The following is a 22,712-nucleotide window of genomic DNA, read 5'->3' on the forward strand; positions in this document are numbered from 1 at the left end:
GCCGTTCCACCCCCAGACCGGCAGGACGCCGGCGCCGCCGGCTGCTTTGCCGCTTTTATGTTGTTTCGACGGTTTGCGCCGTCTTTATTTTTACTGAATTGAGGTGAAGTCATGTCGTACCGGGATGGATTTGCTGCGCTCAATCTCGAATTTTCACCCAAAATTCCGCGTACCGAGTATTCGGCGGCCCACTGCCACTGGGAACTCGTCAAACGGGCGACCGGCATGGAGCTCGACCTCTCCATCCCCGAAAACCGTCCCGCCGCGACCCGGGCATTCCTGAAGGCGTGGGACTACGGCATGATGTGGTCCGTCCTCGTCCACCGCGATTATCTCGAACGCGCCGGCGCCGCCGTCACCGATATGGGTCACGCCGTATTCAGCGGCGAAGACTACAACGACAAAACCAGCCGGCCCTATCTTTCACCCGAAGACGTCTACGCCGTCGATCCGGCCCGGCAATTCGCCCGGTTCAGCTCCGGAATCCTCGCCGCCGAATTCGAAGCCGATTATCGGCGCTGCATCGCCGCCTTCGGCGACGATCTGGTCAACATGTCGGGGACCTATATTTCGCTTTTCTCCGGCCTTATCGATCTTTTCGGATGGGAAGCGCTGCTTCTCGCCATGGGCGACGATCCGGAACGGTTTCTCCGCGTCGTCGACTCCTATGCCGAATGGATGGAGCAGTTTTTCGACGGATTCGCCCGCTCGAACGTCCCCGTCATGATGGTGCATGACGATCTCTGCTGGACCAGCGGTCCGGTCACCAGCCCGGAATGGTACCGCAGGCACATCTTCCCGCACCTGAAACGCTTCATCCGCAAAGTCCGGGAGGCCGGAAAACTCATCTACTTCACCTCCGACGGACTCATCGAAGCCTTCTACTCCGATATCGCCGGTCTCGGCGTGAACGCCGTGGTCATGGAGCCGTGCAACGACATCTTCCGCTTCGCCGAAACCTATGGCGACCGCGTCGGTTTCGTCGGCGGCATGGACTGCCGCACCCTGACCTACGGTTCCAAAGAGGAAATCCGCTCCTGCATGGAGCGGCTCATGGCGCTCGGCCGCCGCTATCCGGGTTTCATGCTCGCAGTCGGCAACCACCTTTCGGTCGACGTCCCGGTCGACCGCGCACTCTATTACAACGAGCTTTACGAAAGCATGGCATACCGGTAATTCACGCAGACAGGAGAAGTTATGCAGATCGAATACAGAATTCTCAAAGAGATCACGCCGGACGAACAGAATGCAATGGCGGAACTTTACCGCGAAGTCGGCTGGATCGGGCCCGGCGATTCCGCCGAATTCATCGCGGCAGGCATGGCGAACTCGGCAATCGCCGTCGGCGCCTATGCGGACGGCAGGATCATCGGCATGGGCCGTGCGCTCTCCGACAACGTTTCGGACGCCTACATTCAGGATATCGCCGTTTCGCCCGCATTCCGCAAGCACGGCATCGGCGGCGAAATCGTCCGAACCATCATCGCGGAGCTGCGGCGGCGCGGCGTCGACTGGATCGCGCTGGTCGGCGAACCCGGCACCGAACGTTTCTACCGGGAGCTCGGCTTCGAAGCGAAACCGGACCACACCTTCTGGAAACTGCCGTAACAGTCAACAGCCTCTCTTGATGCGGCGGGACTCGAAGGGGGGCACTTCGCGCCCCCCCCTGAGTTCCGCCAGGCGGTTATTCCGGCACGATTTCGAAGAAGGGGGTCGGGCCGGACGGAAGCCGGGCCGTGTCGAGATCGAGGACGATCTCGCCATTCTCGTAACCGGCCGGAATCCGGCCGGCGCGGGTTCCGTTCAGTTTCAGCGCATAGACCGCCGGATTCCGAAGCACCCGGTTCCGGATTTTCAGGCGGAACCGGCCGGTCTGCATCAGCACCGGAGCTTCTCCGATCGCAACCAGGCGGTAACGCGAAGCGTCGGTGAAGGTCATGCCGGAATTCAGCGCGTCGGTGTTGACGACCGCCAGCAGCCGGTCATCGCTCTCCACGGTCCGGTCGATGCTTTGCGCGATGACCGTGATCGAGGCCGGGCAGGTCGCGGTTTCGACGGTCAGCGCCGAAAGACGCTTCGGCCGGCCGGCCTTGACCGTCGTCCCCTCGAGGCGCGGCGTCACGACGTCGAGAAGGCCGCCGTTGCGGATATCCATTGTGATCTCTCCGGTGTCGCTCTGGTAGAGACCTCTGCCGGGATCGGTCCGGTTTTCGGGGCCGATCAGTTTCTTTTCGCGCATCTGCGCAAGCGCTTCGAGCAGTCGGTCCCCGCCGCGGTAGGTATCGGTGACCGATCCGTACATGCCGAAGTCGTTGAACGATGCATCGCCGAGCGGCGGAACTTCAAGATCGGCGCGGATATCGGCGCGGACATCCCGGTCATAGCGGAGTCCGACCCGGCTCACGGCGAAGAGGAAGGCGAGGTTGCCGTTGAAGGCTGAGAACGGGCGGTTTCCCTGAAAGATGAATTGGTCGTCGACCGGGAAAACAACCGTTTTCCGGGCCGGGGAGACATCGCCGCGCAGATACGCATAGGCGGTCACCACATCCGACGCGCGGATCATCGGATCGGGGCCGGCATGGAACGGCAGCAGCCGTTCGCCGCGCGGCACGACCGAGGTCGAATGGACCATCATGAGATCCCACTCCTGCAGTGCCGCGTAGCTGCCGGCGAGCCCCTGCTCGTGGCGGAAACGGTTCCAGAACACCTGTCCGTACTCCGAAACCATATACGGCCGGTCGATGAAGCGGACCGGCGCCATGACCCGCAGCATGCTGCAGCCGGATGTGATCACGCTCGACTGCGGCGCGGTCGAATTTCGCGAAATGTAGTCGGACGGGTGCGCGTGATACGCATGCATCGAGACGACCGGAACCGTCGAACGCGGCGGAATTTCGCTCAAACGGTAGATGAAATCCCACTGGCTGGTCAGCCCCTTGTAACCCGCCTCCCGCATGACGCTCTCATACCAGCGGGTCAGCTCACGTTCGGCTTCGACGATGCACTCGGCCATATCGCAGGCGAACACGGTCGATTTCTGCGTGGCGGGCATGTTGAGGAGAGGCAGCGACTCCCAGCCCGCATCGGCCGGAACCGGAGTCTCCTTCCACGCTTTCCGCACGGCGTCGAGCGAACCGTATTTCTTTTTCAGGAACGCGATCCACTTCGGCTGCATCATGCGCCCCATGAAGTCGGACATGCTCCAGCGCAGGTTCTGCTCGTTGTAAAACAGCACGACCGCGATGGTCGGATCGTCCGCCAGGCGCATTTTCGTATACGGATTCACGGCGTTCAGCATGCGGAGCACACCGGCGCGGTAGTTCGCGCGGTACGCTCCGTTGCCGGCGATCAGCCCGACGCCGAACCCTTCCGGGCCGCCGCCCCAGATATCCGCGGTGGTCCATCCGGAACTGAAGGTCGCCAGATCCAGATAGACGTAGATGCCGCGCTGTTTCAGGCAGTAGAGCAGATAGTGAAAGCTGTCCTCGTGTTCCGTGATGAACGGAATCGTCGCCGGGTCGTCGTACAGTTTGCCGTCCCACTTGCCGCGCGACATCAGAAAACCGTTGATGCCGTGAAACCGGATCATGTTGTATCCCTGCGCCGCCAGCGCGCCGGCGAACGCCTCGAGCTTCTTCCTGTCGGCCGGGATCGTATCCGGCGTCGGTCCGCAGGAGTGGCCGAAGAAACGGACCGGCTTCCCGGGCCGCTTTTCGAAAACCGTGCGCCCTTCGGCGTTGACGGCGACCCGGCCGTAGGTGCCGCACGGCACACGTTCGGAGAGGCCCGACAGATCGAGCGCGGTCCCGGGCCGGACGTAGAGATCGCTCAGATCAATCGGCCGCCATTCGGCGTCGGCGACGAATTTGACTTCGGCCGCCTGCTTCGCGTCGGCGGCGAGCGGCGTCAGCGAAGCGGCGGCGACATACCAGTCGCCGTTGCCGGGGGCGCGTTCAAGCACGATGCGGTCGAACGGCTCCGGCGGCAGCTCGAAACGGCTCACATACATGTCGAGCGCATCCCGTCCGTCGCTGACCCGGCCGCCGGGAAAACCGTTCGAACAGGGTTTCGGGGAACGCACGTCCCGACCTCGACGCCGTGCCGGACCGGGAGGGACTTCACCTTCGTTTCTCCCCGGAGAAAGACGACCTCCCCGACCAGCTCCTCCGTCAATCCGTCGCCGGCATGCAGCAGCTGGAGCGCCTCTCCGGCTGCGGGTGCGGCGGGCATTTCCAATACGAGCCGCCGCGACACTTTTTCCGGCTCCCCCCATTCGAACGGAATACCGCAGAACAGCTGCTGCGAAGCCGGAAAGGCGGAGAACAGTTTTGCATTCCCCTCCGTCCGGGGAATCGGCAGCGGGCGGAACGGCATCAGCTCCTCAACCGTAACCGGACCGACGGAAACCACGGTCCCGGCCGGAAAGCCGCCGAAACTCAGCGACGGCAGCCGCATCCGGCCGTTCCAGTCGAGCGTCGAGCGGCAATTCCAGATCACATCGCGCCACTCCGGCGACAGATCGACGGTCACATTCGGCGGATTCCCGAGCGGACTCCAGCTGCCGCCCGCCTGATAGGCTCCGGCGGTGAGCCGGCCGGGAACGCTTGCCCTGGCCCGGAAACTGACCCGGTAGACCGCATTGCTTTTCGCCTTGAAATCGGTATTCATCCAGATCTGGCGGCCGCCGGTGCCGGGCTTTCCGTCATGTTCCCGCGTGGTAAGAAGCAGGCTGCCGTCTTTTGCGGAAACGGCGAACTCGTTTCCGGGAGCACACTCCTTCTGGACGCGCGCCGCCGTATTTCCGTCCCAGCGGTATTCGAACAGCCGGACCGGGTTGCGTCCCGGCTCCGCGGCAGCGCTTCCGGACAGCGCCGCCGCCGCGGTCAGGACACAAAGCACCCGGGACATCAGAAATCTCTTCATGGAACCGCCCCTCAGATCGTGACTTGAAAATCTTTGCCGTGCGCCCAGTTCACGCCGTCGCCGCCGGGCTGCCGCTCCCCGATTTTAAGCGGACGCACATGCCAGTCGAGCCAGAGCACGTTCGTCGCGCCGGAGTGACGGGCATCGACCGTCTGATCCTGGGTGTTGAACGGATACCAGTACCAGCCGCCCCAGTGTGTGCCGAATTCGAATTTGTTGCCGTCGACGACGCCGACCTTGGCGGACGGATTCTTCCAGCGGGCGCGCTTGCCGACGGTCGCCCAGCTTTCGGAACCGGTGTTGAAATTCTGCATCATGTAGAGCCCGACCTGCGTGTCTCCGGCCGACTCCGGCCGCGCGCACGGCACCGGGCAGCGCAGCGCCTTGCGGGTCGAATATTTCCGGGTGATCAGGTAGTTGTCCCACTGGACGCCGCCCCACAGGGCATCCTCGTAGTCGCCGGGCATCCAGCCGCGGACGCTCCAGTCGTCATTGTCGCCGCAGTACTGGTCGATCGCCAGGCCGGCCTGCTTCAGGTTGTTGACGCAGCCGGTCGCTCTGGCGCGGTCCCGCGCCTGGTTCAGCGCCGGCAGAAGCATCGACGCGAGGATGGCGATAATCGCGATAACGACGAGAAGCTCGATCAGAGTGAACGGTTTTGCTCTCATTTCTTCTGCCCTTTCCTGTTAGGGATGAATCGGTAAAGTCCTTACGCTGGCTCCCGCCTGAAACGAAGTCGGAATCATGACGGTGCGCGGCTCCGCGCCGCCGTCGAGCTTCCGGAACAGCTCCTCAATGCCGGCCCGGGCCAGAAGGCGGCCGTCCTGCCGGATCGCGGTGAGCGGCGGGTTGTAGAACTCCGCCCAGCGGGTCCCGTCGATCGTCACCACCGATATCTCCTCCGGCACCCGGAGCCCCTGCCGTCCGAGACGGCTGACCGTCATCGCGGCCACATAGTCCGATCCGACGATGACCAGCTCGGGGCGTTCCGCCGCCACCCGGTCGATGCAGGCCTCTTCCGAGGCCAGGTCGCCATATTGAAAATCGTAGCAGCGCGGCGTGATTCCGTACCGGCCGCAGGCGAAGCGGTACGCCTGCGGCTTCTGCGGAAAACGCAGATCGTCCATGAGGGCGATGTCGCGGATGCCGTTCTCTCCCAGGTAGGCGAACAGCTCCAGCATCCCCGGCCGAACGTCGAAAAGCACGCTGCTGAAGGTACCGGATGCACTGCCGAGAAAAACGAGCGCCTGCCCGGAGCGGCTGAGTTTTTCGATCCGCTCCCGGTGGGTTTCACAGATCGTACTGTATATGAGAATGCCGTCAACGGCTCGCGTCAGCAGCATTTCGAGCGCTTCGAACTCCTTGTCGACATTCCAGCGGGTCGGCTGGGTCATCAGCCGGTAGCCGCGCTCTTCCGCCGCTTTGGCAAGCTCGTCGGCCAGCTCCGCATAATACGGCGTCGCGATATCGCCGCAGATGAAACCGATCATCCGGGTCGACTGCTGCAGCATCGCCTTGGCCAGATGGTTCGGGCGGTAATTGAACTCCGTGGCGAGCCGCAGAATCCGCGCTCTGGTTTTTTCGGCCACATGGCGTGCCAGCGGACGGTCGTTCAGCACGATCGAGGCCGTCGCCGGAGAAACTCCCGCCCGCACCGCAAGCTCGCCCAATGAGATCGGTTTCGCCATCGTGCATCCTTATTAAATGCTTTTAATACCTGTTTTAATTATACCGGAAAACCACCCGGATGTCAAGAGGCGCGATGAAAAAAACCGGAAAAAGAGCATGCCGGAGCACAAAAGGGAAACGCCGGAAACAGCCGCAGCCGTCCCCGGCGTTCCGTCGACCGATCCCTCTGTTACAGCAGGAGCGCGGAGAGCGGCGCGAGCCGGAGCGGAAAACCGTCGACCCGGCAGGATTGCTCGCGCGGCAGGTAGTTGACCAGGAACTCGCCGCGCGTTCCGTCCGGACTCTCCCAGGCGGAGTGGAGGAGGGACGGGACTTCAAGCGTTTCGCCGGAACGCATCGCCAGCTTGAAAATTCCGCCTTCGACCCGTTTCCGCGGCTTGACCATCCTGCCGTCCAGCAGCCACTCCGGATGCGCCTTCCGCACGGCGTTCAGGTTCCGGATCAGGGTGATCACGCTCTCCTGGTCCGGTGCGGGAATGTCCCACTTGACCACCCAGCCCCAGTGAATTTCGCCGTTGCCCTTGAGCACGATCGACAGCAAATCGCCCGCGCTGAACGCATAGGCGGTCCGGTAGAGCAGATTTTCCGGCGTGCCCGCAAAATCGAACTGAAACCCGGCGCCGCACTGATTCCCCATGAAATTCGCCATCCGCCCGTGGTGGATGTAGGAGCTGGCCGGAACCGGGAGCCCGAAATCGTAGCCCATGACCGCCCGGGCGTCGTTGAACGGCAGCAGCCCGACATACGGGTCGGCGGCCGCGGCCTCGCAGCCGATGACCATCTCCGAACCGGCCGCCTTCATCTCGCAGACGACTTCCGAAAGCAGCGTCCGCATGGCTTCGGTCTGCCACGGTCCCGGTGCGGGCGGATGGCGGTGTGTCCGGCCATAGCACAGATAATATGCGCCGCCGAGATTCTGGTCGAAGAACTGTGCATAATCGATGCCGAAACGGGCGAGCTTCCGAATTTCGTCCTTCACGATTTTCCGGGCTCTCTCTTCGGTCAGGCAGAGGTCGTACCCGAGCCGCTGGGCGGTTTCGCCGTTGCAGATCGCCGCGTCGATCTCCCCTTTCGGACCGCGCATCATGATTTCCTCGAGACGGTCGCGTTCGAACTCCTCCTCACGGCTGTAATCCGTGATCGAGCTGGTCTGGGTCCACGCCGTGCCGGAACAGTAGACGCCGAGCAGGTGGCCGTTCTCGTGCAGCCGGTCGCGGAACTCGGCCAACGCGGCTTCTCCGCCGTAAGGAGGCCAGACGTAGGGCGGCGCCCACGGCGCGGTGCCCTCCCAGTGCATCAGGAGCGGCATCAGCCGGCTGTCGAACAGCTCCGCATAGCGGCGGATCACCGGGAGCGCGTTCCGATACGGAAAATATTCGTTCGGCAGCAATTCGCCCTTGTCGTCGCCGTCGCCGCGCACGGGATAGATGACGACGACCGGGGAGTCGCGAAAATAAGCCGGCAGCCCGGCTTTCGGCGGCGCCGGCAGCCAGCGGCGGTAGATTTCGCAGCCGTCCATCCAGTCGCCCTCAAAAAGGCCGAGCGCATATTCGAATTCCGAAACGTAACTGCCGGCGGCGCCGGAGGTGAAGGTCTGCAGGCTGAGCCGGATGCGTCCGGCCCCGTCCGGAGCGAATTCGACGCCTTTCGGCCCGAAGGCGGGATCGTGAGCGCCGAAGTAGAGGCCATGCTGCTCCGCATCGAAGTGCGCCAGGAACTGCTGCTGACAGAAGCCCGGATAAATGCCGCCGTAGTTTTTGCCGCGCTCCGGAAAACCGAGCGGACGATAGCGGTAATATTCGCTGCGTTCGCGCCTGGCGGGGTCGGTAATCAACACGCCCTCGGCATACGGCCAGAACAGTGTGCCGCTTTCGGGAACCGCGATCTCGGGACCGTCGAACCATTCGAGAATCCGGCCGGCCGGAATGCCGTCCACTGCGGGAGAGAAAAAGACGAATTCATCTTCGATCCGGTGGGCGATTACGACCGACATTCCGGCGGCATCGCCGTGTCCGGCATAAAAATGGCGGCCCGGTTCCGCTGTGCAGACGAAATCGTCCGAGGTCAGGATCCGGCGCTCGCCGCTGCCGTCCAGCAGGGCGAGCCGGAAGGCGTGCCGGGCCGGGAGAACCCGCGACGCCTCCCCCTCCCGGCCGAAAAATTCCACACTGCCGTCGCGCCTCGAAAAAACGATCCTGGTGTTCATGAAAAACTGCTCTCCGTAGTCTGGCGTTTGCACATCATATCCGGGTCCATCCTGTTCCCTACCATACCACGACGGAGAAAGCAAAACAATCTTTCGAACGATCGAATCCGGCGCAAATCTCCGCAAATACAATCGAAACAGCGCAGGTTGCGGACCAAACCGGACGCAACGCCGGTACGCTTTCAAAGCCCCATTGCAGGGCTGGCTGCAAACGGACTTAACGTTATCCGGGCCTGATTTGCCGAACTGCGGCCGGAAGTTGTCCGTTCAGCGGCAGAACAGCGCGCCGAAAAGCGCAGAAATCAGCAGCAGCCGGATGAATGAAAATTTCGTCTTCATCAGAATCGGCACCGTCGCCGCCGTCACAATCACGCATCCCCAGTTGACGCCGAAATTCCCGAATGTTCCTCCTGCTCCGGTCAGCAGTTTCCAGAACTCCCCCCACGGAATTGCCGTCCGGAACACCGAAAGTTCCGCGAAAATCACCGCCGCCGAAAGCACCAGCCCGAACGAAGCCGGACGCATCCCGGCCAGAAATCCCTGCACCGGAATGCTCGTCTCATAACGCTTCAGAAGCTTGACCGCAAGAATCACCAGGAACACCGCCGGGGTCACAATCCCGAGCGTGCCGAGGCAGGCCCCCAGGATCCCCTGCTGCGTGAAGCCGACATAGGTCGCCGTATTGATCCCGATCGGCCCCGGCGTGACCTGCGCGATCGAAACGAGGTTCGCAAACGCTTCCGGCGTCAGCGGGTCGCTCGGCCCCGTCCCGACCAGCTCGGCCGAAAGCAGCGGCACGAGCATGTATCCGCCGCCGAAGCAGAGCAGGCCGAACTTGAAAAATGCCCAGTAGATTTCGAGCAGCGTCATTCTCCGCCCTCCGCCTTTTTCACCGGGTGCCGCAGCCGTTCACAGGTGACCTGCAGCAGCCCGAGCGCGATCGCCCCGACGATCAGCCAGGCCGGATTCACCCCGAAAACGCTCATCCCGACCAGGCAGGCAGCCGCGATCAGCCAGCCCACGGCACCTTTCACCGCCTTTTTCCGCATCTTGAGCGCCGTAACCACGACCATTCCGACGATGCAGGCGATGACGCCGCGGAACGCTCCCTGCACCCAGGGCTTCTCAACCACGCCCGCCACCGACGAGATTGCCGCCGCGATGCAGACGATGATGATCAGCGACGGCAGGATCGACCCGGCCAGCGCGGACAATGCACCGCGGTATCCGCCCAGCCGCCAGCCGATATAAATGGCGGAGTTGCAGGCGAGAATCCCCGGCACGGTCTGAGTGACGGTGATCATCTCAAGCACATCGTCATCGGTGAGCCAGCCGCGGCGGCGCACGAACTCCTCCTGCGCCGCCGCAATGATCGCATACCCGCCGCCGATAACCAGGCTCGTAATCTTGATATACGACCAGAACAGCACCCAGTTCATCTCCCAGGCGCCGACTTCGGAGAGCGGACGTGTGCCGGAGCTCACTTTTCACGCTCCCCGAGCAGGAAGCGCAGCCCGTCCTGAATGTAGTGATCCCAGAACTCCCAGTTGTGGGTGCCGGCATCCTCGACATACCGGTAGTCCGGATAGCCGATTCTGCGCATATGGTCGCGGAACCGGTGATTTTCAGGCAGCAGCCCGTCCTCGCTGCCGCAGACCTGCATCAGCCGCGGCTTCGGAGCATCGGATTTCATCAGCCGGTCCGACAGGGTGAACAGGTCGTCGCCGTTCGAGACGATCCGTTCCGCCGAACCGAAAATCCGCTCGAGTTCCTCGCGCATGCCGTCCCGTTCGTGCCCTTCGAACCAGCCGCGCGGATCGGTCACCGGCGACAGCGCCACCGCACCCGCGAACCGCTCCGGACAGCGCAGCGCAAGCTTCAGCGCGCCGTAGCCGCCCATCGACAGCCCGGCAGCAAAGGTCTCCTCCCGCTTCGCGCTGACCGGAAACAAATTCCGGACAATCTGCGGCAGCTCCTCCGAAAGCATGGTCCAGTAACGGTAGCCCGCCGCCATGTCGGTGTAGAAGCCGCGTTCGCCGCTCGGCATGACCACCACGAGCCCGTAGGCCGCCGCATACCGCTCGATCGAAGTCCGGCGCATCCAGATCGAGTGGTTGTCGGAGAGCCCGTGCAGCAGATAGAGCACCGGGTACTCCGCCCGTCCGCTCGCGCCGGCGGAGTCCATCCCGATCTGGGTCGCCGCCTTCTGCGGAATCAGTACATTCATGCTGCAGGCGCGGCCAAGCACGTCCGAATGAAATTCACATTGAAGAAAAGCCATAGATTCCCTCGCACTATTGTAACGTTACCCTGTTCGCATGAACGGCGGAACAGACCGTCAGAATCCGAATTCGGACTGGATCATGCCGAATTCATCCCCGTCGTCATCGACGGATTTCTCCGGCTTCGGCTCCGCCGGTTTTTCCGGCTTCTCGCTCCGGATGCGCGTCCGCTTCGGGCGGACCGGCTCCGCATCGGCATCCAGGACAAGCGGCTCCGGTACATCGCCGGGTGCGGGTTCTTCCGCCGGAGGCGCCATCTCCGCCGGTTCCGGAGCCGGCATTTTCTTCTCCGCGACAGCAGCGGGGACCTCCGCCGCTTCGTCCGGCAAATCCGCCGGTTTTTCCGCCGCCGCCGCCAAAACCGTTTTTTCCGGCGACACCGGTTTTTCCGCCGTTTTCTCCGGAACCTGCGCGGCGGAACGATCCGTCATTTCTTCCGACACTTCTCCGTCACTTTCCGGATGTTCTTCTTTTTCAGCAGGTTGAACATTCGAACGGAACGCCTCGAGCTCTTCCGGCGTCAGGTAGCGCTTATGAGTGATCTTCGCCAGCTGTTTGCTCGAAATCAGCACGCCGCGCGCTTTCGGCGTACGAACCGGCAGTTCCATCAGATTCTGTTCTTTTTCCGTCATTTTTCCGCGCGCATTCGTTTCCTGCAGCGTATAGACCGCATCCGAACGCGGAGTCAGCAGTTCGAGCTTGCACTTCTCCGGGCAGATCATATACTCCTTGTCGAGGATGAATCCGCCGATCGAGGTCCGCTTGCCGTAATATTTGCCGGAGACGGTTTCGCGGTAAATCACACCGAATTCGGTCGATGCGTCATATTTGCGGAAATCGTACAGTTTGCCGATAAAAAGCTTCTCCGGCGGCAGCGCGATGACTTTGTAACTGCCGTCCTTGCTCACGCAGACGAAACGGTCGAATTCGTTGCAGGCGATCGTGTCGTCGCTCTTGATCGCGGTCCCGACATAGCCGTTCCGGCGGTCCCAGCCGACCTTGATGTTGTTCAGGGCGGCCGCCGTCCGGTCGATCTTTTCCAGATGCTCGATCTCGGTCCGGCGCGGATACTGCTCCCCGTATTTGTCGAGCAGGCTCTTCAGGTACCGGATCGCGTACTGCTTGAGACTGCCGAGATTCTTATTGATCTCCTCCATCTTCGCAAGCACTTCGGCGATCTCCCGCTGGTTTTTCTCGATGTCGAAACGCGAAATGCGCCGCACCGGCAGCGCGAGCAGCTTGTCGATGTCCCCGTCCGTCACATCGCGCCGCAGCAGATGCCGGAACGGAGCGAGCCCGGCATGGACCTCCGCATACTCCTCCTCCACACTGCCGCACTCCTCGATCCGCTTGTAGATGCGGTTCTCGAAGAAAATCTGAGCGAGCGTCTTGGCGTGAAACAGGTCCTCCTGCTTCGCAAGCTCGATCTCCAGCTCGCGTTTCAGGTATTCGAGCAGTTTGCGCGTATTGCGCCGGATCACATCGGTCACACTCATGACCGCCGGGCGGCTTTCGCAGATGACGGTCAGGTTGACCGAGATCGACACCGAACAGTCCGTGTACATGTAGAGCGCCTGCCGCGTTTTCTCCGGATCGTAGCCGCGGGTCGGCACGATCTCGATCTCGGCATGCTGCGTCGTGTAATCGTTGACGCTGGCGATTTTGATTTTGTTCTTTTCGGCCGCCTTCTCGATCGAAGCGATCAGGCTTTCAGTCGTGGTCGTGGCCGGAATCTCCCGGATGATCAGCTTGCGGCCGTCGATGTCGATCTTCGCGCGCAGCGTGATCTTGCCGTTGCCGTCCTGATAGTCGCTGACATCCATCAGGCCGCCCTGCTGGAAATCCGGAAACAGCTCGAACGGCTCGCCGCGCAGCTCGCTGATCTGGGCATTCAGGAGCTCGTTGAAATTGTGCGGCATGATCTTCGTCGCCATGCCGACCGCAATGCCGTCGCTGCCGAGCATCAGCAGCGAAGGAATCTTCACCGGCAGCACGACCGGCTCCTGGCTGCGGCCGTCGTAGGAGTCGACGAACTCCGTGATGTCGTTGTTGAACAGTACCTCGCGCCCCATCGGAGACAGGCTGCATTCGATGTAACGCGGTGCGGCGGCGGGACTTCCGGTCAGGATATTGCCGAAATTCCCCTGCTTCGTAATGAAGTACTCCTTGTTCGCAAGCACCACGAGCGCATCCCCGATCGACGCATCGCCGTGCGGATGAAAGTGCATCGTGTTGCCGATCACGTTCGCCGCCTTGTGGGTGCGCCCGTCGTCGATCTTGTAGAGCGACCAGAGAATGCGGCGCTGCACCGGCTTCAGGCCGTCGTCCACATCCGGAATCGCGCGGTCCTTGACGACGTAGCTCGCGTACTCGAGGAAGTTCTGGTCCATCATTTTGCGGAAGTACTCGTTGCTGCCGCGGTGGCGGACGGCCGCGACCGCCGACTCGTCCGGCGCTTCCGGTTCGATCTCTTCGATCTCGGGCTTTTCCGGTTCGTCACTCATATTTCGGCACTTCCAGATTGGTCATGATATATTCGCGCCGCTTCGGCGTGTTGTTGCCCATGAAGAAGCCGAGCAGCTCCGGGATGTTCTTCGTATTGTCGAGCGTGACCGGCTGGATGCGCATCTCCTCGCCGATGAATTTGCCGAACTCCTTCGGGGAAATTTCGCCGAGCCCTTTGAACCGGGTGATCTCGGCCTTCTTTCCGAGCTTGCGCGCCGCCGCGTCCCGCTCCGCCTCATTGTAACAGTAGATCGGCGTCTGCTTCGGCACCTGCACGCGGAACAGCGGCGTCTCAAGCACATACAGATGCCCCGAAAGCACGATCTGCTCGAAGAACATCAGGAAAAACGTGATCAGCAGATTCCGGATATGCAGCCCGTCCACGTCGGCGTCGGTCGCGATGACGACCTTGTCGTAACGCAGGAAATCGGTCGAATCCTCGATGCCGAGCGCCTGCATGAGAAAGGTCAGCTCCTCGTTCGTATAGATCTTCTCGAACTTTTCGCCGTAACAGTTCATCGGCTTGCCGCGCAGCGCGAAAATCGCCTGGCAGTTCACGTCGCGGCAGACTTCGAGCGAACCGGCGGCCGAATCACCCTCGGTCAGAAAAATCATCGTGTCGGAGGGCGTCAGGCCGCGCGGCCACTTTTCGCCGGGGTGGAACTTGCAGTCCTTGAGCTTCGGAATCCGCAGCTTGCTCTTGACCGCCGCGGCCTGTCCCTTTTTCTTCATCGCCTGGATCTGGCGGTGCATCTGCTCGTTCCGGGTCACCTTGTCCATGACGACCTCGGCAACCTCCTTGTTCTTGTGCAGGAAATCGACGATCGCATCGCGCACGGCGGCCACCACCGGGCCGCGCACGTCGGTATTGCCGAGCTTGTTCTTGGTCTGTGATTCGAAAATCGGGTCACGCAGCTTGATCGCGATCGCGCCGGCCATGCCGTCGCGCACGTCATCGGCCTTGAAGCTTTTGCCGGAGAATTCGTTGATCGCCTTCAGCACTCCCTCCTTGAAAGCCGAAAGATGGGTGCCGCCGTCGTTCGTATACTGGCCGTTCACAAAGCTGTAGGTGGTTTCGCCGTAGTTGTCGCTGTGGGTCAGCGCAAACTCGACGGTCGGCGTCTTGCGCGCGATGATCGGGTAAATCTTGTCCTCGCCGGTTTCGGTTTCGAGCAGGTCTTCGAGCCCGCGGCGCGACAGGTAGAGCTGGCCGTTCAGGTAGATCGAGAGCCCGCTGTTCAGATACGCATACATCCAGAGCCGCTTCTCCAGATATTCCGACTTGAACGCGTACCCCGGAAAAAGCTCACCGTCCGGCGTGAAGGCGACGTACGTGCCGTTCCGTTCGGCGGTCTCTCCCTCCTCCTCGCCCTGCAGCACGCCGCGCTCGAAGCGGGCCTCGTGGAATCTGCCGTCGCGGGTGGAGCGGACCGTGAATTTCTCCGACAGCGCGTTGACGGCTTTGGTGCCGACGCCGTTGAGGCCGATCGAATAGGCGAACGCATCGCCCTCGTACTTGCCGCCGGTGTTCATTTCGGAGACGCAGGCCACAACCTTGTCGAGCGGAATGCCGCGGCCGTAATCGCGCACGGTCACGCTGCCGGCGTCGAGCGTGATGTCGATGCGCTTGCCGACTCCCATGGTGAATTCGTCGATGCAGTTGTCGATGATCTCCTTGACCAGCACGTAAATGCCGTCGTCCGGATGGGAGCCGTCGCCGAGCCGGCCGATATACATGCCGGGCCGGTGACGGATATGCATGAGGGGAGACAGCGTTTTGATCGAACTGCTGTCATATCCGTTTGCCGCTTCGGCCATCTGGCGTCTCCCCTCTCTTTTCCTGAAACCTGTAAGGAAAATAATATAACATTCTTTCCTGAAATTTCAAGCAAACCGCTGCTGTTTCAAATGTTTCGAAACGAAAAATTTCCGCACGGAACAACCTGCTCCGGTCAGAAGGAAGCCGTTTCCTCCGCCTGCCCGGCGGCGGCACTCCGCATGTATTCGCTCGGAGAGACGCCGGTCATGCGCCGGAAGCTGCGGCTGAACACCGAAAGAGACGAAAACCCGCTCTCCGCCGCCACCTCCGACAGCAGCCAGCGGCCGGATTTCAGCAGCCGGCACGCCTGCCGCAGGCGCAGCTGGCGGATATACTCCGCCGGATGGCAGCCGAGCATCGTTTCGAAAACGGTGTAGAGATAGGATCTGGATACGCCGTGCCTCCGGGCGATCTCCTCCACCGACAGCCCGGAATCGGCCAGATGCAGACAGATGTAGCCGTTGATCTCCTCGAAAAGACGCACCCGGCGGTCGGAAGCGAGCGCATGAGTCCCCGCGTCGATCCGGCGCGGCTCGGCGTCAAGTTCCGCCAGCAGGCAGTTCAGATAGCGGCGCACGCGCGGCTCCCCGCCGCCGTGCCCGAGGTAGATTTCAAGCATCCGGGCCAGCAATCTCCAGGAAGTTTCGGTCAGCTGCACACTGCAATGGTAAAGGGTTTCCGGGTAAAACATCCGTTCCAGTTCAAAGCTGATCACCAGCCAGAAAAAATCGCTCTGGTCCACGACGTAGTGGTGATACTGGAACGGGTATACCAGCGAGGCGTAACCCGGCGCGATCGGAAAGGCCAGATCGTTCACGCAGACCAGGCCCTCCTGTTTCAGCGCCGCCGTCAGGACGAATCGCTTGTGAAACAGCTTCAGCCGTTCGCTGCCGCCGGGATTGATTTTCACATCGGCGCAGCGGCGCTGGATCAGCACGCCGCCGGGCTCGCCCGGCAGGCCGTCCGAAGGCGGGAACTGCACAGGCGGGCGGGACTCCAGCCGCAAAGCCAGTTCCCGAATCCTGTTTTCCAATGCTTTTTCCATGCCGTATAACAGAATTCCATTCCGATGAAATGCAACTTATTTTACGATAAATTTCTAAATTTATTCATTTTCATCGTATTTTTCCGTAATCTTAAAGACAAATTGCAAAATCGGAAATATATTTTGTCTAACACCGGCTCTTGCATTCCGGCGGTGCCTGATTCATAATATATACAGAAAATCACATAAGGGATGCAATATGACCGATTCGATGAATCCATTCGGCGTCTGGCCGGTGATGCTGACGCCTTTCACGGAAACGGGAGCGCTTGACCGGCCCGGCTGCGAAGCACTGGTCGACTGGTATCTGGCCGGCCGGGTCACGGGAATTTTCACGGTCTGTCTCAGCAGCGAAATGTTCGACCTGACTCCGGCGGAGCGGCTGGAGCTCGCGGAACTGACCGTGCGGCGCGTCAGCGGCCGGGTTCCGGTGGTCGCCTGCGCCGGTTTCGGCGACACGGCGGAACAGCGGCTCCGGTCGATCCGGGAGATGGCCGATACCGGCGTCGACGCCGTGGTCCTGCCGCTCTCGGTGCTGTTCCCGGAGGAAACCTCCGGGGAACTGGTCGCCGAGACACTGCTCCGGCTCCCGAAACGGCTTCCCGGCATCACGCTCGGACTTTACGAATGCCCGGTGCCGTACAAACGGTCGATCTCCCCGGAACTGCTCGGCAAACTCGCCCGCGACTGCGGGAACCGCTACCGCTTTTTGAAGGACACCTGCTGCGACCGCGTTCAGCTGCACGCCCGATGCGCGGCCGTCGCGGGGTCGGGGCTCGCCGTCTACAATGCGAATCTGACCACCCTGACCGACTCGCTGCGGAACGGCTGCGCCGGTTTCAGCGGCATCGCCGCGAATTTCTTCCCCGACGCGCTGGCCGAACTCGGCTGCGCCGTCACCGGCGATCCCGGGAAGGCGGACCGGATGCAGATCGTCTTCAACACGCTTGAACGCAATGTGGAACACCGTTATCCGCGCGGCGCCAAAGTATTCCTGCGCCAGCAGGGGCTCCCGGTCACCGATTTCTGCCGCACGCCCCGTCCCGGCTTCTCCGCCGAAGAGGTTGAGCAGAGCCGCGATTTCGGCCGCTTTCTCGAACTTTGGAAACAATCCGGTTACGATTTTCACCCGAACAAGGAGCTTTGAGATGAAACGTGCATTCACTCTGATCGAACTGCTGGTTGTTATTGCGATCATCGCGATCCTGGCCTCAATGCTGCTGCCCGCGCTGAACCAGGCGCGGGAACGCTCCCGCGCGGCGGTGTGCAAAAACAATCTGAAGCAGTGCGCCATGGCGGCCGGCATGTACCGGAACGACAACCGGGAAATCCTGCCCGCCATCTACTACGCAGCCAAAGCCGCGAGCGGCAAGCGGCTGTGGGCGCACTCCCTGAGCGGAAAATACGAGGACCGCCTCGTCGGGACGCAGTACGCCGACAGCAAGGTCCTCGCCTGCCCGGTGACGGACCTGACCCAGACCGGCTCGGCGTTCACGGGGTACGGCTACTTCGTCTACTGGGATCTCCTGAACGTATCCGGCAACCTTCAGAAGCGGATCGACCTGCTCGGCCCCGGCATGACGGGCGGTTCCCACGGTTCGAAAACCAAATACGCCTACGTCATTTTCAACAAGCTCAGGCGGCCGGGCGCCACCGTCGAACTGATCGATTCCGGCTACGACTTCTCCGTGTCGAACGGCGAACGGCTCGGCTCCGCCTACATCTACGCGAGTTCGGGCGGTGCGGACGGCGCCGCGAAGCTGTGGCATGCCGGACGGGCGAACGCCGCCCATTACGACGGACATGTGTCGGATTACACGAAAGAAGGTCTTGCGGAGATGCCGAACGGGTTCGAGAAATGCATCACCGCCTCGGGAGCGCCGCAGACCATGACGCCTTCGTTCCCGTAAAACCGCAGAAGATCGATGAGGGAAAGAATGTACAGACACCTGATGCTCTCCGCCGGCGCCCTGCTGCTGGCCGCCGGTGCCGCCGCCGCACCGGTCGAATTGAAGATTCCGCAGAAAATCGACGCGTCCGCCCCGGACATCGGGCTGCCGCAGCAGCCGGGCGCGCGGCACTACAAGCTCGCCGCACCGGGAATGGACCCCGTGATCGGCTGGGCGAACCATGACCCCAAGATGACCCGCATCGGCGACCGGATCGTGGTCGAATGGACCTGCCACCTCGGCGACGAAAACGGCCCCGGGCAGACCATCGTCGGAACGGTCGTCGAATTCGACCCGGAGACAGGCGCGCCGCTGAATACGGAGCGTCTGCAATACACGAGCCTGACGCCCGCGCCGCTGCCGGTGCGCTGCCGCTCCTGGAAGTTCGATCCGGAGAGAATCGACGAATATTTCAGCCACGGCGGGCTTGAACTCCGCGACGGAACGCTCTATTTCTCCGGGCGGCTGCTGGCGATTCACGGCGTGACCGACGATCTCTCCATCAGTTTGAACAGCCACCACGGCATTCCGCCGTCGGTTCCCGCGGAGCACTGGCGCGATGAATTCGATCAGAAGAGCGGTTTCACGAACGAGATCGTCTGGACGTTCCTGAATTTCCGCCAGCGCTGGAAAGTCGAGGGAAACCGCCTGATTCCGGATTCGCCCGGATATGTGGACAAGCGCCTGCCGGAGACGCAGGAGGTGACGAAGGGCCGCTTCAAACAGCTCGCCCCGCTGCCCGGATGGCAGCATCTGCCGCTGCTCGCGGATGCCCCGGCGGATTTTCTCTCCGGGTTGAAGGCTCCGGCCGAAATCCGCCCGGAGATTGCGACGCGGACGCTTCCGCCGCGCTGTCCGCCCGGGAAGCTTCACATCGCCGCCGACGGAAACAACGGACTTGCGCACTACGCCGAATTCCGGCGCCCCGACGGCTCCACCGTGGCGATCCGCGACAATCTGAAGAAGCGCGGTTTCTATTATGCGGCGGAGAAAGAGAAAGCGGAGGATTACTATCCGCCCGCCGAAGAGACCAACATCCCCGGCGAAGCGATGCCCTCCGCCGGAAACCTGCCGGACGGCCGCGCGTACCTGATCGCAAACTACGACTACCGCCGGAATATGTACATTCTGCTGTCGAAGGACGGGCGGAACTTCGACGTCGCCCGGTTCGTCCGCGGAGCGCGGCTCCGGGCGAAAAAAGGGATCGGCAAGCTGAACCGCCCCTCCGGGCCGAACTACTTCCGCTCCATGATCGTCGGCAAGAAGCTCTGGATCGTTTACAGCATCTCCAAGCAGGAGATCGGGCTGACCACCATCGATCTGGATTCACTCTGAGCGGCACGGAAGGATACAGTTCATGGCCAATTTCATCAACCTTTCAGTCGTCATCGTGTTCCTGCTCGGCATGGCCGGCATGGGAATCTATTTCCTGAAACGCAACAACAGCACCGAGGAGTATTTTCTCGGCGGCCGTAAAATTCCGGGCTGGGCGCTCGGGCTTTCGATGGTCGGCACTTCGATCAGCTCGATTACATTCCTCGCGCTGCCGGCGGCGGCATACGTGCTTGATTACCGACAGCTTACGCCGAACCTTTTCATGCCGGTCGCGGCGCTGGTCGCCTGCTGGCTCTTCATCCCGTTTTTCCGGCGCGGCCGCAAGACGACCGCTTACGAGTACCTCGAATCGCGCTACGGAACCGGAATCCGGATCTACTCCGCGCTCTACGCCATGCTCGGGCAGCTGCTGCGGCTCGGCCTCATCCTCTATCTGGTGGTGCTGCCGCTGTCGGCGATGCTGCATATCAGCGAGGGAACCGCGATCATCGCCTTCGGCGTCATCACCTGCTTCTACACAGTTTTCGGCGGCATCGAAGCGGTGGTCTGGACCGATGTGGTGCAGACGATCATCCTGCTCGGCGGCGGGCTGCTCTGCGTGGCCGCCGTCGTCGTCCAGCTGCCGGGCGGCGCTCCGCAGGTGTTCGAGATCGGCATGCAGTACGGCAAATTCAGCCTCGGGCCGCTGGATTTCAGCTTCAGCGAACGCACCTTCTGGGTCATGAGCCTCATCGGGTTCCTCGGTTTCGTCACGGAGTTTTCGAGCAACCAGAACGTCGTGCAGCGCTATATCGCCGCGCCGACGCTGCGCGAGGCGCGCAAGGCGACACTGATCTGCATCGTGATGAGCGTGCCGACCTGGATTTTCTTCTTTTTCATCGGCACGTGCCTCTTCGTCTTCTACAAGGTGCACCCGTCCGCGGAGGTCGCCGTGATGAAGCCGGATGACGTGTTGCCCCATTTCATTCTGACCGAAATATGGCCCGGCGTCGGCGGCGTGATCATCGCGGCCTGCCTCGCGGCGGCGATGAGCTCGCTGTCGAGTTCGATCAATGCGGTTTCGACGATCTGGACCATCGACTTTCTGCGGCTGATCCGGCACAAGTCCGAGGATCGTTTCGAACTCGTGAACGCCAAGCTCGCCTCCGGCTTCGCCGGGCTGTTCATGATCGCGGGAGCCTGGGCCATCTCGCTGATTCCCCGCGAGAGCGTCTACGACCTCGGCACCATTCTGGCCGCGCTGTTCTGTTCGGCCGGACTGACTCCCTTCATGCTCGGATTCTTCACGACCCGGGTCGGAAACAAGGCGATTCTCTTCGGCATGTGGACCGCGCTCCTGTTCAGCATCTACAACATCCTGAACTATTTCGGCTGCCTTCCGGTGGAGCTGCGCTGGAACATCCACATCTACATGGCCGGCGTGGTCTGCAACCTTGTGATGCTGATTGCGTCCCTCGGCTACTCCCTGTTCCGTCCGGCTCCGGTCACGGAACGCCTGACGGGGCTGACCGTCTGGACCCTGGAGTCCGAACGGGACTGATGCCGAATCCGGGCCGCCGATCACGGCTTAAGGACGAAAATTTCCTGCCAGACGATCGATTTGCGGGCCGGATCATAGAGCTGGAAGCTCCAGCGGCCCGCCGATTCAGAGACGCGCAGGACCAGGGCGGCCTTCGCATCGTAACGGATTCCGCTGATCTCTCCGGTCCGGGCGACGACCCGCCCGGCGACCGGCGCCAGAGCCGCGGGCGCCTGAATCGATATCGCGGCGCCGGGGCAGTTCTGCAGCGTGTAACCGGCCAGTGAGGTGACCGCGTCGTTCTCCGCGCCGCGCCGGTCGCGTTCCGCCGGGGGGTGGATATCGACGATCTCGTTCTCCGGCGGGTCGCCGGGCGGCAGCATCCAGCAGCAGCCGGCGCACCACAGAAGCGGCAGAATCGCGGCGAAGCGGCAATAACCCATCAGCTCTTTTCCTCCTACTCCAGATCGCGCCGCTTGCGGCAGATGCAGATCGAATTGCACCGCGGGCAGCGCGTCAGGTTGACGGACTCCTTGATGATGAACGAATGATGACAGCTGTCGCAATGAAACAGCGTGCTGTTGCTGAGCTTCCAGCTGAAGCGTTTCGCCCGGTAGAGCTCGCGCCACCAGAGAATCCCGATGAAAATCAGCCACAGCACGAAAAACGCGAACAGCGCGTCGGCGTAAGACATTCCGATCATGGTGCGGTCTCCTCTTCCTCTTCCGCCGCCGGTTCCGGCCAGTAAATGACGATGGTTCTGCGCTCCTTGAAATCCTCACAGGCCACGGCCTGAAGCGCCGCGCGGTCCAGTTCCGGAACGCCGCTCGATTCGACCAGGTGCTGACGCATGATGCCGGGCGTGCCCCAGACCGATACGACGGTCGGCCGCAGCGCCCGGCGGGCAGTCGCCGGAACCGTGAGGCGTTCCAGCCGCAGCGGAGCGCCGCCGGCGTCCCGGATCACAGGAGACGCAACCGGCCCGGGCGAACGGAATGGGCGCTCTTCGAACGCTCCGCCGCGATACGGAACCATGTCGGGCAACTCCACTTCACGCAGCGGCACGTAACCGGGCAATTGCGGCAGCTGCGGTTCCGACAGCGGAACCTCGGCCCGCAAAGCGGCTACGGCCCGCTCCCGGTGCTTCTCCAGAAGCGCGGCATAACCCGAAGCGGTATCAGCCCGAGCAATCAGCGCCGGATTGTGGACCTCCGTCCAGCGCACCAGTTTCCGCCACTCTTCGGCGGGCAGTCCCGAACGGGTCCACAGCGTCACGCCCGGGCTCCGGGGAACGGCAGACCCCCGCGCTTCCGGCTGGTGCCCGGCCAGCACGAAAAGCACGGCATGGACGAGCAGCGCCACAACCAGCGCTTCGACCGCGATCACCCAGTCCGGCATGATCGTCCGGGCCGGCATGTTTGTTCGAATCTTCGCCATATC

General features: G+C 62.1%; 20 protein-coding genes. 6 read left to right on the forward strand and 14 right to left on the reverse strand.

The annotated features are described in order from the left end of the window. Nucleotides 1-111 precede the first annotated feature (111 nt). Together FYJ85_RS04345 and FYJ85_RS04350 are read left to right on the forward strand one after the other, a co-directional pair. Nucleotides 112-1,176: a uroporphyrinogen decarboxylase family protein gene (locus tag FYJ85_RS04345; RefSeq protein WP_106053927.1), complete on the forward strand. Its 1,065-nt coding sequence runs from the start codon at nucleotides 112-114 to the stop codon at nucleotides 1,174-1,176. A 21-nt stretch (nucleotides 1,177-1,197) separates the two neighbouring features. After that, nucleotides 1,198-1,608, forward strand: coding sequence for a GNAT family N-acetyltransferase (locus FYJ85_RS04350; protein WP_106053926.1), 411 nt, complete (start codon nucleotides 1,198-1,200; stop codon nucleotides 1,606-1,608). A gap of 76 nt (nucleotides 1,609-1,684) precedes the next feature. Here the strand turns inward: FYJ85_RS04350 and FYJ85_RS04355 are convergent, their stop codons facing one another. From FYJ85_RS04355 to FYJ85_RS04405, 11 genes are all read right to left on the reverse strand, one after another. Next, nucleotides 1,685-4,081, reverse strand: a complete 2,397-nt coding sequence (locus FYJ85_RS04355) for a hypothetical protein (RefSeq protein ID WP_154417099.1) — start codon at nucleotides 4,079-4,081, stop codon at nucleotides 1,685-1,687. After that, nucleotides 4,000-4,923: a hypothetical protein gene (locus tag FYJ85_RS04360; protein WP_154417100.1), complete on the reverse strand. Its 924-nt coding sequence runs from the start codon at nucleotides 4,921-4,923 to the stop codon at nucleotides 4,000-4,002. The genes FYJ85_RS04355 and FYJ85_RS04360 overlap by 82 nt, the downstream gene beginning before the upstream one ends. Nucleotides 4,924-4,934: 11 nt before the next feature. Continuing rightward, nucleotides 4,935-5,591, reverse strand: coding sequence for a prepilin-type N-terminal cleavage/methylation domain-containing protein (locus FYJ85_RS23960; protein ID WP_106053924.1), 657 nt, complete (start codon nucleotides 5,589-5,591; stop codon nucleotides 4,935-4,937). 18 nt (nucleotides 5,592-5,609) lie between these two features. Beyond that, the gene (locus FYJ85_RS04370) at nucleotides 5,610-6,611 is read right to left on the reverse strand and encodes a LacI family DNA-binding transcriptional regulator (protein WP_106053923.1); all 1,002 of its coding nucleotides are present in this window, start codon (nucleotides 6,609-6,611) and stop codon (nucleotides 5,610-5,612) included. A 170-nt stretch (nucleotides 6,612-6,781) separates the two neighbouring features. Further along, on the reverse strand, nucleotides 6,782-8,818 hold the full coding sequence (locus FYJ85_RS04375) for a DUF6259 domain-containing protein (protein WP_154417101.1): 2,037 nt from the start codon (nucleotides 8,816-8,818) through the stop codon (nucleotides 6,782-6,784). A 267-nt stretch (nucleotides 8,819-9,085) separates the two neighbouring features. After that, on the reverse strand, nucleotides 9,086-9,688 hold the full coding sequence (locus tag FYJ85_RS04380) for a chromate transporter (RefSeq protein ID WP_106053921.1): 603 nt from the start codon (nucleotides 9,686-9,688) through the stop codon (nucleotides 9,086-9,088). Further along, nucleotides 9,685-10,302: a chromate transporter gene (locus FYJ85_RS04385; RefSeq protein WP_154417102.1), complete on the reverse strand. Its 618-nt coding sequence runs from the start codon at nucleotides 10,300-10,302 to the stop codon at nucleotides 9,685-9,687. Before FYJ85_RS04385 ends, FYJ85_RS04380 begins: the two co-directional genes overlap by 4 nt. Continuing rightward, entirely contained in the window at nucleotides 10,299-11,099 is an 801-nt protein-coding gene (locus tag FYJ85_RS04390; RefSeq protein ID WP_154417103.1) for an alpha/beta hydrolase, read from the reverse strand. Before FYJ85_RS04390 ends, FYJ85_RS04385 begins: the two co-directional genes overlap by 4 nt. Before the next feature lie 57 nt (nucleotides 11,100-11,156). Continuing rightward, nucleotides 11,157-13,604 (reverse strand): DNA topoisomerase IV subunit A, encoded by a 2,448-nt coding sequence (locus FYJ85_RS04395; protein WP_154417104.1) that lies wholly within the window; start codon nucleotides 13,602-13,604, stop codon nucleotides 11,157-11,159. Then, nucleotides 13,597-15,423 carry a DNA topoisomerase IV subunit B gene (locus FYJ85_RS04400; RefSeq protein ID WP_106053917.1) on the reverse strand — a complete coding sequence of 609 codons (1,827 nt, stop codon included), beginning with the start codon at nucleotides 15,421-15,423 and terminating at the stop codon, nucleotides 13,597-13,599. The genes FYJ85_RS04395 and FYJ85_RS04400 overlap by 8 nt, the downstream gene beginning before the upstream one ends. 134 nt (nucleotides 15,424-15,557) lie before the next feature. Beyond that, nucleotides 15,558-16,469, reverse strand: a complete 912-nt coding sequence (locus FYJ85_RS04405) for a helix-turn-helix domain-containing protein (protein WP_106053916.1) — start codon at nucleotides 16,467-16,469, stop codon at nucleotides 15,558-15,560. Nucleotides 16,470-16,668: 199 nt separating this feature from the next. Here FYJ85_RS04405 and FYJ85_RS04410 point away from each other — a divergent pair, with 199 nt between their 5' ends. The 4 genes from FYJ85_RS04410 to FYJ85_RS04425 are packed head-to-tail and all read left to right on the forward strand — an operon-like array spanning nucleotide 16,669 to nucleotide 21,293. Beyond that, the gene (locus tag FYJ85_RS04410) at nucleotides 16,669-17,616 is read left to right on the forward strand and encodes a dihydrodipicolinate synthase family protein (protein ID WP_154417105.1); all 948 of its coding nucleotides are present in this window, start codon (nucleotides 16,669-16,671) and stop codon (nucleotides 17,614-17,616) included. Nucleotide 17,617: 1 nt separating this feature from the next. Beyond that, nucleotides 17,618-18,379 (forward strand): type II secretion system protein, encoded by a 762-nt coding sequence (locus FYJ85_RS04415; protein WP_154417106.1) that lies wholly within the window; start codon nucleotides 17,618-17,620, stop codon nucleotides 18,377-18,379. 27 nt (nucleotides 18,380-18,406) lie between these two features. Then, nucleotides 18,407-19,753, forward strand: coding sequence for a hypothetical protein (locus tag FYJ85_RS04420; RefSeq protein ID WP_154417107.1), 1,347 nt, complete (start codon nucleotides 18,407-18,409; stop codon nucleotides 19,751-19,753). A 22-nt stretch (nucleotides 19,754-19,775) separates the two neighbouring features. After that, nucleotides 19,776-21,293, forward strand: a complete 1,518-nt coding sequence (locus tag FYJ85_RS04425) for a sodium:solute symporter family transporter (protein ID WP_154417108.1) — start codon at nucleotides 19,776-19,778, stop codon at nucleotides 21,291-21,293. A gap of 20 nt (nucleotides 21,294-21,313) precedes the next feature. On the opposite strand, the gene FYJ85_RS04430 is transcribed toward FYJ85_RS04425, so the two are convergent. Genes FYJ85_RS04430 through FYJ85_RS04440 form a run of 3 tightly spaced genes read right to left on the reverse strand, consistent with a single transcriptional unit; the run spans nucleotide 21,314 to nucleotide 22,709 of the window. Then, nucleotides 21,314-21,715 carry a hypothetical protein gene (locus FYJ85_RS04430; RefSeq protein WP_106053911.1) on the reverse strand — a complete coding sequence of 134 codons (402 nt, stop codon included), beginning with the start codon at nucleotides 21,713-21,715 and terminating at the stop codon, nucleotides 21,314-21,316. 14 nt (nucleotides 21,716-21,729) lie between these two features. Beyond that, a complete protein-coding gene (locus tag FYJ85_RS04435; RefSeq protein WP_106053910.1) occupies nucleotides 21,730-21,975 on the reverse strand; it encodes a hypothetical protein in 246 nt (81 codons plus the stop codon). Then, a complete protein-coding gene (locus FYJ85_RS04440) occupies nucleotides 21,972-22,709 on the reverse strand; it encodes a hypothetical protein (RefSeq protein WP_154417109.1) in 738 nt (245 codons plus the stop codon). Before FYJ85_RS04440 ends, FYJ85_RS04435 begins: the two co-directional genes overlap by 4 nt. Between the last annotated feature and the right edge of the window lie 3 nt (nucleotides 22,710-22,712).

Source organism: Victivallis lenta (assembly GCF_009695545.1).
GTDB lineage: Bacteria > Verrucomicrobiota > Lentisphaeria > Victivallales > Victivallaceae > Victivallis > Victivallis lenta.